At 72.1% G+C, this 247-nt stretch carries 1 protein-coding gene; it reads right to left on the reverse strand.

Translation table 11 applies throughout. The features are described from left to right. On the reverse strand, positions 1-247 hold a 247-nt coding region (locus SB771_RS36225; protein ID WP_410722188.1), incomplete at both ends, for a lyase family protein.

Consider the following 247-nt stretch of genomic DNA (forward strand, 5'->3'; position numbering starts at 1 on the left):
GCGCAGGCGCCCAGCGGCGAGGCGTCCGCCGTTTCCAGCACGTGCGCCAGCCGGCCGATATCGCGCGACCACGCATCCACCAGCGCCGACAGGTAATAGCCATAGGTGATCGGCTGCGCCGCCTGCATGTGGGTGTAGCCCGGCATCACGCAATCGGCATGGCGCTCGGCCTGCGCCAGCGCGGCGCGCGACACGCCGATCAGCGCGCTGCCGATGCGCGCCGTGAAATCCCGCGCCCGCATGCGGT

Source organism: Burkholderia sp. SIMBA_051 (assembly GCF_046534915.1).
Lineage (GTDB): Bacteria > Pseudomonadota > Gammaproteobacteria > Burkholderiales > Burkholderiaceae > Burkholderia > Burkholderia ambifaria.